This is a genomic window from Actinomadura sp. NPDC048021 (assembly GCF_040653135.1).
GTDB lineage: Bacteria > Actinomycetota > Actinomycetes > Streptosporangiales > Streptosporangiaceae > Spirillospora > Spirillospora verrucosospora.
In genome coordinates, this window is sequence record NZ_JBEZJQ010000014.1 from 81,030 (window position 1) to 92,749 (window position 11,720).

An 11,720-nucleotide genomic window follows, 5' to 3' on the forward strand; every position below is an offset into this window, starting at 1 on the left:
GGCGCACGCCGCGGCGGATCCCCGCCGGGCGGTAGGCTGATCGGCGATCTGCGGGCGGCCGCGCCGGGGCGGCACGAGACCCCGGGGCGCTCCCGGACGGAGGTGGTGTCGATGGCGCAGGCGCCCGCGGGCCGGACCGCCGGCACCCTGCCGCTGCCCGACCGGCTGCTGGCCGTGGCGACCCGGATGTTCGCCGAGAAGGGCTTCGAGAACACCTCGGTCCAGGAGATCGTGAACGCCGCCGGGGTGACCAAGGGGGCCATGTACCACTACTTCGGCTCCAAGGACGACCTGCTCTACGAGATCTACCACCGGCTCCTCGGCCTGCAGACCTCCCGGCTGGAGCAGATCGCCAGCGGTCCCGGCACGGCCGCCGAGCGGCTCCGCGCCGCCGCCGTCGACGTCCTCAACACCTCGTTCCTCTACCTGGACGACTTCACCGTCTTCTTCCGCTCGACGCACCTGCTCTCCCGCGACCGCCGGGAGGCCGTGCGGGCCGAGCGGCGCCGCTACCACGAGCGCTTCCGCGCCCTGGTCGAGGAGGGCCAGCGCGAGGGCACGTTCCGCACCGAGACGCCCGCCGACATCGCCGTCCACTTCTTCTTCGGCACCGTCCACCAGATCGGCGCCTGGTACCGCCCGGGCGGCCGCCTCAAGACGGCCGCCATCAGCGAGCACTACGTGGACCTGTTCCTGCACGGCCTGGAGAAGTAGCGGACGGCCCGCCGGCCGTCAGCGCTCCACGTGCTCGATCTCGAGCGCCGCGTCCCGGTGCCGGGCGCGCAGGGGCTTCTTGTCGAACTTCCCGACCGTGGTCTTCGGGATCTCCTCCAGGAACGTCCAGTACTCGGGGACCTGCCAGCGGGCGACCTTGTCCGCGAGGAACGACGCCAGCTCACCGGGGGTGGCGGACGCGTCCGAGCGCAGGACGACGCAGGCGAGGGGGCGCTCGTCCCAGCGGGGGTCGGGGACGCCGATGACGGCGGCCTCCGCCACGGCGGGATGGGCCATGAGGTGGTTCTCCAGCTCCACCGAGGAGATCCACTCGCCGCCCGACTTGATGACGTCCTTCGCGCGGTCGGTGATCTGGTAGAAGCCTCGGTCGTCGATGGTGCCGATGTCGCCGGTGCGCAGCCAGCCGTCGTCGAACTTCTCCGGCGCGGGGTCGCGGTGGTAGGCGCCGGTGATCCACGGACCGCGCACCTCGATCTCGCCGACGGACTCGCCGTCCCACGGCAGCTCGGCGCCGGAGTCGTCCACGATGCGCATCTCGACGCCGGCGGCGACGCGGCCGGACTTCAGCCGCCAGTACATGTCCTCGTCGGTGCCGGGCTCGACGCCGGGCGGCGGGAACGCCATGCCGCCGAGCGGGCTCGTCTCGGTCATCCCCCAGCCCTGGATGATGCGCAGCCCGTACCTTCGCTCGAAGCGCTCCAGCAGGACGCGGGGCGCGGCGGCGCCGCCGGAGGTGCCCGCCCGCAGCGACGACAGGTCGATCTCCTCCCGCTCCCCGAGGGCCAGGATCCCGTTCCAGATCGTCGGGACGGCGGAGGCGAGCGTGCTGCGCTCGGCGGCGACGAACCTCACGAGGTGCTCCGGCTGCATGAACGGCCCCGGCATGTGCAGCGTCGCCCCGGACAGGAACGCCCCGTACGGCAGGCCCCAGGCGTTGACGTGGAACATCGGCACGATCGTCAGGACGCGGTCGGCCTCGGTGATGCCCACCAGCGACGCCGACTGCACGGCCATCGCGTGCAGGAACGTGGAGCGGTGCGAGTACACCACGCCCTTCGGGTCGCCCGTGGTGCCGCTGGTGTAGCACATCGACGCGGCGGAGCGCTCGTCCACCTCCGGCCACGCGTACCCGGGCTCCTCCGCGGCGAGCAGCTCGTGGTAGCGCAGGACGGGGGCCCCGTTGCCGTTGGCCTCCAGGGCCGACGCGTCGCCGTCCCCGACGACGACGAACGCCTCGACGGCGGGCAGCTCGCGCACGACGCGCGCCAGGAGCGGGACGAGGCTGTCGTCGACGATGACGACCTGGTCGTCGGCGTGGTTGATGATGTGCGAGAGCTGCTCGGGGAACAGCCGGATGTTCAGCGTGTGCAGGACCGCCCCCATGGCGGGCACCGCGAAGTACGCCTCCAGGTGCTCCTGGTTGTTCCAGCAGAACGTCGCCACCCGGTCGCCGGGACGGACGCCCAGCCTGGCCAGGGCGGACGCGAGCCGCTCGGCGTTGCCGGCGATCCGCGCGAAGGTGGCGCGCCGGGGCTCGCCGCCGCCCGTCCAGGTCACGCACTCGCTGCGCCCGTAGACGCGCGCCCCGTGCCGCAGGATCGCGGCGACCGACAGCGGAAAGTCCTGCATCGTGCTGAGGATCATGGCTTTTCTCCGAGAGGCCCGCGGCGGCGACAGGAACGGTCGACCGCACGCAATTTCGCACATACCGACCGGTCGGTTCACCATATTTTCGACAACGCCCCGCCGTCAACGATCCCTCGCGGGACGCCCCGCCCGGCGCCGCCTTCCGCGCGTGGACGGGCTCCCGCCGCCGCGGCCCGGCCCTGAACGCGGGAGGGCCGGGCGGTCCCGCGTGCGTCCGCCCCGGCGCCGCGGAACCGCCCGGCCCTCCGTCCTGCCACCGGTGAGTGCGGCTGACGCGCGGGCTCCCCTCCTCGCAGCCCGCCGGCACCGCCGTGCCCCGGTTCCCACCTCCCACAGCGCCCGCGTCCCACGGCATGTCACACATGTCAGCGCCGCGCTGGTCCACCTGGGACGACGCCGCACGACCTCCCTCGACGGACCAGTTCCAGCCGCCGCCGCGGCGTGACCCGCCCCGCGCGGGAGCTTCCGTGCGCGCCCGCCGCCAAAAAGGGCCGGACTTTTCTGCGCGCCGGTGCGTAGCCCGGCGAGGCGCGGCGGGCGTTAGATCACGCTATGAAGATCGCCGTGCGGGCGGCGATGATCGTGGCGCTCCTCGCGACGCTCATCGCCCACCCCCTGCCCGCCGGAGCGTCCGAGGACGCCCCGGGAACGTCGAAGCACACCATTCCCATGGGCGACTGGAACCGCCCCTACCTGCTGCACGTCCCGCCCGGAAGCGAGGCCGGGGGGCCGCTGCCGCTGATCGTCGCGCTGCACGGCGGTCTGAACGACGCCGAGTACGTCCGCAGGCAGAGCGGGCTCGACGGGGTCGCCGACCGCCACGGCTACGCCGTCGCCTACCCCGACGGGCTCCTCGGCACCTGGAACGCCGGGGCCTGCTGCTGGTTCGCCCGCTGGACCGGCGTCGACGACGTCGCGTTCCTCGACAAGCTGATCGACACGCTGGTGCGGCAGGGCGTCGCCGACCCCCGCCGCGTCTTCGTGACCGGTTTCTCCAACGGCGGCGGCATGGCGTACCGGTACGCGTGCGAACGGTCGGACAGGATCGCCGGGATCGCCGTGGTCTCCGGCGCGCTCGCGATCGGCTGCACGCCCGGAGAGCCGGTGTCGGTGCTGGCCTTCCACGGGACGTGGGACCCGTCCGTCCCCTATGACGGCGGCGGGAACATGGACGCGGACGTCCATTTCCCCTTCATCCCCGTCAGGTTCCTCATGGAGTTCTGGAGATGGGTGGACAAGCTGCCCGCGCTCTCGCGGCCGGTGCCGGACGGGCCGGACGACTGCGTCGGCACGGGCCCGGGCCCCGTCGTCGTCGCGCTGTGCACCAGGCAGCGCGGTGGCCACGAATGGCCGGATTACGCCAGCGAGCTCATGGCCAGGTTCTTCGCGGACAGGCCGTCCCTGCCGAAGACGTGACCTCCGTTGAATTCCAGTCGTGCCGCTACTAAGCGCTAAACTCTCCCCACTTACGAGTAATGGGGAGCAATGCAGGAAATCGGCTTGGCAGAGGCAGTCAAAGCGATCCGCGACGACCTGGCGCGGGCTCAGCTTGAGGGCGCCGACGAGGAGATCCGCTTCAGCGTGGGGCCGGTCGAGGTCGAGTTCGAGGTCGCCGTGGTCCGGGAGGGCGGCGCCAACGGCAAGGTGAAGGTCTGGGTGGTCGAGGTCGGCGCCTCGGGCAAGCTCGCGCAGACCACCACGCACCGGGTGGCGGTCACGCTCAATCCGCACGTCGACGGCAAGCCGATCGAGGTGGGTGACCGGCTCCGCAAGCCCGGCCGGTGATCCCTGACGAACCACGCTGGCGCACCGTCGAGGTGCTCGTCGGGGAGGGCGAGGAGGGCTACGGCACCGGCTACCGGATCTCCTCCGGGCTGGTGCTCACCTGCCGGCACGTGGTGGCCGCCCCCGGGCCGGTGGCGGTCCGGCTCGCCACGCCGGACGAGTCGGTCTCCGTCGCCGCCGAGCGGATCTGGACCGCCGAGGGCGCCGAGGTCGACCTGGCGCTGCTGCGGGTGGCGGACGGCCCGCTGCCCGCGGTGGCCCCTGCGGTGCTGGCGGACGTCGACCCCTGGAGCACCGGGCGCGCCCGGTTCGTCTCGTGGGGCTTCCCCGCCTCCCACGACCGCGAGAGCGAGCTCGGCGGCGTCCGCGACGTCGACCAGGTGGACGGCGACGTCCTCCTCGGCGCCAACGTCAAGACGGGCCTGCTCGACCTGCACCGCGACGACGCCCCGCTGCGCGCCGGCCGCCGGTACCGGGGGCTGTCCGGAGGCCCCGTCCTGGTCGGCGGCAAGCTGGTCGGCGTCGTGCGCTGGGCCGAGCCCGACGGGCCGCTGACCGCCTCCCGCGTCTTCAGCGCCGCCGGACCGCACCGGCCGCGGACCGCCGGCGAGTTCGTCGAGCCCCAGCCGAGCCGGGAGAGGCTGAACGCGCTCCTCGACGGTGAGGGCGTGCGGCTGGACCCGGGGCCCGCGGGGCCGTCGGCGCCCCTGCGCCGGTCCCGGTACTGGTCGACCATCACCAAGCTCCGGGCCCGCTGCCCCGACCCCGCCGACCGGGACGCCGAGCTCGGCCGGCTCCAGGAGTTCGCCACGAGCGGCACGCCCTACCTGTGGCTGGTGGGCGAGCCCTGGGCCGGCAAGACGACGCTCGCCGCCGCCTTCGCCGGGGACCCCGCCCCCGACGTCGTCACGGTCGCGTTCTTCGTGTCCCGGTCGGCCGGCTCGCGGCTGGCCGACTACCGGGCCGCGCTCGCCGACCAGCTGGCCCCGCTGGTCGGCGAGACGCCCACACCCGGCGTCGTGCCGACCGCGTTCGACCTGGACGACCTGTGGCAGCGCGCGGTCGAGCGGGTCACCGCCGACGGCCGCCACCTCATGCTCATCGTGGACGGGCTCGACGAGGACGACCACGTGCGGCACCGCGAGAGCAGCGTCGCGGCCCAGCTCCCCGAGTACGTGCCGCCCGGCAGCCATGTGCTGGTGACCAGCAGGCACTTCCCCGAGGTGCCCGCCGACGTCCCGGACGGCCATCCGCTGCGCGGGTGCGAGCGCCGCACGCTCGCCGCCAACGAAGCCTCGCGGGCCTCGCGCAACGCCGCCGAGCGCGACCTGCAGCAGCACCTGCGCGACCGGACGAGCCGCGAGGTGCTCGGGCTGCTGGCGGCGTCCGGCGGCGGGCTGGCCGACGAGGACATCGCCCGGCTCACCGGCCTGGACCTCTACGACGTCCGGGAACTGGTCGAGCAGACCATCGCCCGCCTGGTCGAGCGCCGGGAGGACGACGGCGGGGGCCGCTACTCCTTCGCCCACGACCTGATCCGGGAGACCACCACCGAGCGCCTCGGCGCCGAGGCGATGGCGGGCTTCTGGGCGCGGGTGCTCGACTGGGCCGAGACCTACCGGGCCGGCGGCTGGCCCGCCGACACCCCTCTGTACCTCCTGGACCGGTTCCCGCAGGCGCTGGCCGACGACGGGGACCTGGAGCGCCTGCTGCGGCTCAACGAGCCCGACCGCTGGAGCCGCCTGCTGGAGCGGACGGGGACGGTGGAGCCGGCCGTGCTGACGCTGACCGACTCGATCCGGCTGCTCCTCGCGGCGGACTCGCCCGACCTCGCCGTGGTCTACGTGCTGGCCCTGTGGCGCGACCAGCTGCGCCTGCCCGTGCGCGTCCACCCCGAGGTCATCGCGGTGGCCTGGACCGAGCTCGGCGAGCTGGAGCGCGCCGAGCGGATGGCCCGCGACATCACCGTCGCCTCGATCAAGGCCAACATCCTGATCTCCATGGCGGAGGCGGCGGGACGGGCGGGCGCCGAGACCGAGGCGGCGCTGTGGCTCCAGGAGGCGGAGCTGCTGGCGGGCGGAATCCTGAGCGGGGTGCGCAGGGCCCGGACCCTGGCCCGGATCGCGCTGGCCCTCGGCCCCGGCTTCACCCGCGCCGAGACCCTCCTGGACGAGGCCACCCGGCTCTTCACCTCCGTGGTTCCGTCCCGGCACCGGCGCCGGGAGCTGATGACGGACATGGCCTGCGACGCCGCCCGCGCCGGGCTGTGCGACTCGGTGGAGCGGATCGCCCGCTCGTTCGCCGACCGCAAGTACCAGTGGCCGATCATCGCGGCCGCCGCCCGCGCCGCCGCCGAGCAGGGCCTGCGGGAGGACGCCGAGCGCCTCGCGGAGCTCCTCGGGCCCGACGACCTGCGGTGGGACACGTTCGCCGAGCTCGTGCGGCTGCTGGCCGACCGGGGCGAGTTCACGGCGGCGCTGGAGCTGGTGGGGACGTCGGTCAACGGGGCGCGGGCGCTCGCCCGGGCGCTCGGCGGCATCGCGCGGGCGCGGGCGCTGCGCGGCGATCGGGCCGCCGCGCGGGCGGTGCTCGCGACCGCGATCGAGACGGTCGCGGCCAAGGGCGGCGCGTCCCGCCAGGCGGCGCTCGGCGAGCTGCTCGACTCCGCCGTGGAGGCGGGGCTGCTCGACGAGGCCGAGAGGCTCATGGCGCTGCTGGAAGGCCATCGCCGGGCACTCGGCGCGGCCCGCACCGCGATCGGCGCCCTCGACGCCGGCGACCCGGACACCGCGGTCCGGCTGATGAGGACGGCCGCCGACCTCGCCGGGCTCCAGCCGCGGCGCCAGTGGGCGCCCCTGGTCGAGGCGGCCCCCGGCGCCGCGGCGGAGGGCGACCCGGAATCGGCGCGCGGCCTGCTGACCCTCGCGCTGACCGTGGCCGAGGGGACGTCCCCCAAGGCGGCGCGGGCGGTCAACCTGCTGATCAAGTCGCATGTCGCCGAGCTCCAGGGAGCCTCCGGCGTGCTGGAGGCGGGCATCGACGCGGCGCTGCGCCTCCCCTCCCAGCAGGACCTGCCGGCGGAGACGGCGAGGATCGCCGCGGAGCTCGGCCTCACGGAGGAGGCCGTCCGGGCGGCGCTCTTCGTCGTCGACGTGCACGAGCGCAACACCCTGCTCGGGACGGTCGCGGAGCGGGCCGCGCGGGACGGCCGCCTGGAGGTCGTCCACCGCGCGCTGGCGGGCATGAGCCGCACCCGCAAGCAGCTGTTCGCGAGCGTCAACGCCGCAGGGGAACTGGCCAAGGCGGGCCGGATCGGCGACGCCGAAGACCTGGTCGGACGGGTCCGGAACGGCTTCCGCCGGGCCACCGGCCTGGCCCGGCTCGCCCGGATCGTCGCGGCCCGGGGCGACCGCGACCAGGCCGTCTCCTACCTCCTGGCGGCCGAGCAGCTCGCGCCCGCGGGCTCGGTGCGGCACCTGACCCGGTTCGAGATCACGGCCGCCGCCGTGGCCGCGGCCCGGCGGGGCCGCTACGGGGAGGCGGAGCGGATCGCCGCCGTCGTCGACAGCCCCCGGCGGCAGGCCTCGGCGCTGGCCGAACTCGCCGAGACCGCCTACCGCGCGGGTGCCTACCCCCGCGTGGCGCGGTTCCTGAGCGCAGCCGAGGAGCTGCTCGGCGACATGGACGACGACTCCCGCGACGCCGTCGCGACGGAGCTGGCGGCGGCCGCGGCCCGGGTCACCGACCTCGACGCGGCGCGGCGGCTGGTCGCGCTCGTCTCGGATCCGGCCATGAGGCTGTCCGCGCTGACCGAGGTCGCGCGCGCCGCCCACGGCTTCGGGAACGCCGCCGAGGCGGGGCGGCTGCTGGCCGAGGCGGAGAAGCGGCTCGCCGGGTTCGACGCCGACTCCAGCGAGGGGGTGGCGACCGAGCTGGCGGCGGCGGCCGTGGAGATCGGCGACCTGGAGCTGGCGGAGCGGCTCGCGAGCGGCCTGGCCGACCCGCGGCTGCGGGTGGAGGTCCTGCTGGCGGTCTGCCGGGCGAGCGCCGAGCGGTTGCGGGCCCTGCGCCGCCGGGTCGTCCGCGAGGCGCGCGGGGTGCGCAACATGCGGATCCGCGGCGAGCTGATCGGCCGGCTGGCCGCCGCCGTCGCGGCGACGGGCAACGCGAACCTGGCGGGCAGGACGATGGACGACGCCGAGACGGCCGTCCGGACCATCGCGATCACCAATGCCGAGCCGCGGTGCCGCGGGCTCGTGGAGCTGGCCCTGCTCGCCGACGCGATCGGCGACGCCGAACGCGCGCGGCGCCTGCTGCGCGAGGCCGAGCAGCTCGCCGCCACCTACGTGGACGAACAGCGCCACCAGCGGGCCCTGTCGCACATCGCCGGCGCCGCCGCGCAGCTCGGGCTGCTGGACGAGGCGGAGCGGGTGACGGAGATCATGCGGGCGTCGCGGCTGCCGTTCCCCGCGTGGCCCACCATGACGGCCGTCGCGGAGCGGGCCGCGGCCCTGGGCGACACCGCCCGCGCCGTCCGGCTCATCGAGGGGGCGCTGCGGATCGCCCGCAGCGTGCGCGACCCCAAGGTCCGCGGCGCGACCTTCGCCGGCGTCGCCGCCGCCGCGCTGCGGGCGGGACTGCCCGAGCAGGCCCGGGGCATCCTCGGCGAGGAGCCGCAGCACCACCACCGGCAGAGCCCGATCCTGCGGGACATCGCGCTGGCCACCGCGGCGGCGGGACGGCTGCCGGAGGCCGAGCTGATGGTCGCCCAGATCCGGTCGCCCGCCCGCCGCCGGGAGGCGTTCGAGGGCGTCATCGCCCACCTGGTGGAGCGCGGCGACCGCGCCGAGGCCGAGCGCCTCATCGTCCAGGGCATCCGGGAGGACGGCTGGCTGCCGCCCCCCGCCGTCATGATGGCGGCCCTGCCGGAGGTGGTCCCGCCGCTCGGCAACGTCCTGCCCCGCATGGCCGCGTTCGAGGAGGCGGCCAGGGCCGAGCGGGCGTGACCGCCGGCGGGCTCACGGCGTCTCGGCGGCCAGGCTCCGCGGGCGGATGTCCTTCCAGTTATCCATGACGTACCCGATGCAGCCGGACCGGGACTCGGGGCCGTGGACCGTCGTCCAGCCGGCGGGGACGTCGGCGAACGCCGGCCACAGGGAGTGCTGGCCCTCGGCGTTGGCGAGGACCAGGAACGTGCCGTCGGGGTCGTCGAACGGGTTGGTCGTCATGCTCTTTCCTTCCTCTAGACGCCGGGGGTGACGCGGGCGGACCGCCGCGCCATGGACCGCACGATCTCCCCGGTGCGCACGGCGGTCATGGACAGCAGCGAGGAGGCGATCCCGTGGCTGTGCTCGGTCGCCCCCTGCAGGTAGACGCCCCATTCGGGGCCGGGCTCGGTGGCGATGCGGTAGTCGCGCTCGACGACCGGGCGCCCGTCCGGGCCGGTGCGGCAGTGCGCGCCCGCCTCGCCGAGCAGGTCGAACGGGTCGCGTTCGCGGTACCCGGTGGCGTAGACGACGGCGTCGGCCTCCAGGTCGGCTACCTCGCCGGTCGGCAGGAACGCGACCCGGACCCGCGTCCCGCCGGAGCCGCCGTCGGCGACGTCCAGGACGCGGGAGACGTTGAGGATGCGCAGCCGCTCGGCGCCCGCGACCTTCTCGGCGTAGGCGCGCCGGTACAGCTCGTCGATGAGGTCGAGGTCCACCACGGAGTAGTTGGTGTTGCGCGAGTACTCGAACAGCATGCGCTTCACGTCGCCGGGCGCGGCGTAGTAGTGGTCGACGGCCTCGGGGTCGAAGATGCGGTTGGCGAACGCGCTGTCGTCGGCGGGCGAGTACCCGTACCGCGCGAAGACCGCGCACACCTCGGCGCGGGTGAAGGTGCGGTGCAGGTACTCGACGGCCTCGGCGGCGCTCTGCCCGGCGCCGACCACGACGATGCGGCGCGGGTCCCAGTCGCCGCGCTCGGCGAGCCGGGTCAGCAGGTCCTCGGTGTGCCAGATCCGCTCCCCCGCCTGGACCCCCTGCGGCAGGACGGGTTCGAGCCCCGCGCCGATGACGACGTTGCGGGCGAGGTGCGTCTCCAGTTCGTCGCCGCGGCGCACGACGACCTCCAGGACCTCGTCGTCGTGCGGGCGGAGCGCGACGACCTCCGTCCCGTAGCGGACACGGTCCTCGAACGCGGCGGCGGCCCATTCGAGGTAGTCGTGGAACTCCAGCCGCGTCGGGAACATCGTCTTGTGGTTGACGAAGTCGACCAGGCGGCCCCGGGCGTGCAGGTAGGCCAGGAACGAGTACGGGCTCGCGGGGTTCCGCAGCGACGCCAGGTCCTTGAGGAAGTGGACCTGCATGGTGGCGCCGTCGATCAGCATGCCGCGGTGCCAGCCGAACCCGGGCTGCTTCTCGAAGAACACCGCGTCCGCGCCGCCGTGCTCCTCCTCCAGCGCGACGGCGAGCGCCAGGTTGGACGGGCCGAACCCGATGCCGACGACGTCGCGGACGGGGGTGTGCATGCGCTCCTCCGGCATCAGGCGGGCCCGGCCGCGCTCGCGGCCTTGGCGATCTGCGGGACGACCTGGTCGATCACGTAGGGGACGGCGAGCGGGGTGGGGGTGCGCAGCGGCCAGAACGACTTCAGGTCCAGCGCCACGTAGGAGCCGCGCCTGACGGCGCCGAGCCCGGCGAACAGCTTGTTGCCCTCGATCTTCTTCTGCGTGGCGGGGTCGTCGTTGTAGTGGCTGAGCAGGACGTCCACGTCCAGGACGGAGACCTTCTCCATGCTCAGCTCGGCGGCGAACCCGTCGCCGGGCAGCTTCTCCAGCGACTCGGGGAGCGTCATGCCGAACTGCTGGAGCAGCTTCACGCTCGTGTCGTCGCCGGACTTCATCACGCCGATGTTGCCGTTGGGGAAGACGCTGGTGAACGCGAACTCCTTGCCGGCCAGCTCGGGGTGCTTCGCCTTCACTCCCGCGATCTTCGTCTCGACGTCGGCGACGAGCTTCCGGCCGTCCTCGGGGCGGCCGATCGCGGCGGCGACCTGCCGGGTGATCTGCTGCCAGGAGTCCTCGGCGGGGCCGTTCTGGTAGGCGAGCGTCGGCGCGAGCTTGGAGAGCTTGTCGTACTCCTTGTCGATGGCGAAGTCGCCGGCGGCGAGGATCAGGTCGGGCCGCAGCGCGGCGACCTCCTCCAGGTTGAAGCCCGCCTCGCCCTGCTTGAGCAGCTTCGGCCTGTCCCCGGTCAGCTTCGGCGCGCTCCAGGGGGTCAGGCCGTCGGGCTGGACGCCGGTGAGCTCGGCCATGCCGACGGGGGCGACGCCGAGGGCGAGCAGTGCGTCCTGGTCGACCTCGCCGAGCGCGACGATCCGCTTCGGGGCGGACTTCACCGTCGCGGAGCCGAGCTTGTGGGCGACGGTGACCGGGAACGCCCCGGCCGCGGCGCCGGAGCCGCCGGAGCCGCCGGCCGGCTCGTCGTCGCCGCAGGCGGCGGCCGCGGCGAGTCCCAGGACGAGCGCGGCGGCGGCGGTCAGGCGCCGCATCGTGGTGCGCATAGCGGACC

General features: G+C 74.5%; 8 protein-coding genes. 4 read left to right on the forward strand and 4 right to left on the reverse strand.

The window, feature by feature from the left end; all coding sequences use genetic code 11:
- Positions 1-111 precede the first annotated feature (111 nt).
- Positions 112-714 (forward strand): TetR family transcriptional regulator, encoded by a 603-nt coding sequence (locus AB0C87_RS23660; RefSeq protein ID WP_353835670.1) that lies wholly within the window; start codon positions 112-114, stop codon positions 712-714.
- 18 nt (positions 715-732) lie between these two features.
- On the opposite strand, the gene AB0C87_RS23665 is transcribed toward AB0C87_RS23660, so the two are convergent.
- Positions 733-2,379: a long-chain fatty acid--CoA ligase gene (locus AB0C87_RS23665; protein ID WP_360359285.1), complete on the reverse strand. Its 1,647-nt coding sequence runs from the start codon at positions 2,377-2,379 to the stop codon at positions 733-735.
- Between the two features lie 555 nt (positions 2,380-2,934).
- On the opposite strand from AB0C87_RS23665, the gene AB0C87_RS23670 reads away from it, so the two are divergent.
- From AB0C87_RS23670 to AB0C87_RS23680, 3 genes are all read left to right on the forward strand, one after another.
- Positions 2,935-3,798: a PHB depolymerase family esterase gene (locus AB0C87_RS23670; protein WP_360579507.1), complete on the forward strand. Its 864-nt coding sequence runs from the start codon at positions 2,935-2,937 to the stop codon at positions 3,796-3,798.
- 84 nt (positions 3,799-3,882) lie between these two features.
- Positions 3,883-4,167 (forward strand): trypco2 family protein, encoded by a 285-nt coding sequence (locus AB0C87_RS23675; RefSeq protein ID WP_353835673.1) that lies wholly within the window; start codon positions 3,883-3,885, stop codon positions 4,165-4,167.
- Positions 4,164-9,173 (forward strand): trypsin-like peptidase domain-containing protein, encoded by a 5,010-nt coding sequence (locus tag AB0C87_RS23680; RefSeq protein ID WP_360579509.1) that lies wholly within the window; start codon positions 4,164-4,166, stop codon positions 9,171-9,173. Before AB0C87_RS23675 ends, AB0C87_RS23680 begins: the two co-directional genes overlap by 4 nt.
- 12 nt (positions 9,174-9,185) lie before the next feature.
- Here AB0C87_RS23680 and AB0C87_RS23685 read toward each other — a convergent pair whose 3' ends face one another.
- The 3 genes from AB0C87_RS23685 to AB0C87_RS23695 are packed head-to-tail and all read right to left on the reverse strand — an operon-like array spanning position 9,186 to position 11,712.
- Complete coding sequence (locus tag AB0C87_RS23685) at positions 9,186-9,395, reverse strand: MbtH family protein (protein WP_345176156.1); 210 nt, start codon at positions 9,393-9,395, stop codon at positions 9,186-9,188.
- Between the two features lie 14 nt (positions 9,396-9,409).
- Complete coding sequence (locus tag AB0C87_RS23690; RefSeq protein ID WP_345176159.1) at positions 9,410-10,678, reverse strand: lysine N(6)-hydroxylase/L-ornithine N(5)-oxygenase family protein; 1,269 nt, start codon at positions 10,676-10,678, stop codon at positions 9,410-9,412.
- 14 nt (positions 10,679-10,692) lie between these two features.
- A complete protein-coding gene (locus AB0C87_RS23695) occupies positions 10,693-11,712 on the reverse strand; it encodes an iron-siderophore ABC transporter substrate-binding protein (protein WP_360579511.1) in 1,020 nt (339 codons plus the stop codon).
- Between the last annotated feature and the right edge of the window lie 8 nt (positions 11,713-11,720).

Bases quoted from the DNA above. Each gene is read 5' to 3' on its own strand.
- AB0C87_RS23660 (WP_353835670.1), top strand. From the start codon at position 112: ATGGCGCAGGCGCCCGCGGGCCGGACCGCCGGCACCCTGCCGCTGCCC.
- AB0C87_RS23665 (WP_360359285.1), bottom strand. From the start codon at position 2,379: ATGATCCTCAGCACGATGCAGGACTTTCCGCTGTCGGTCGCCGCGATC.
- AB0C87_RS23670 (WP_360579507.1), top strand. From the start codon at position 2,935: ATGAAGATCGCCGTGCGGGCGGCGATGATCGTGGCGCTCCTCGCGACG.
- AB0C87_RS23685 (WP_345176156.1), bottom strand. From the start codon at position 9,395: ATGACGACCAACCCGTTCGACGACCCCGACGGCACGTTCCTGGTCCTC.
- AB0C87_RS23690 (WP_345176159.1), bottom strand. From the start codon at position 10,678: ATGCACACCCCCGTCCGCGACGTCGTCGGCATCGGGTTCGGCCCGTCC.
- AB0C87_RS23695 (WP_360579511.1), bottom strand. From the start codon at position 11,712: ATGCGCACCACGATGCGGCGCCTGACCGCCGCCGCCGCGCTCGTCCTG.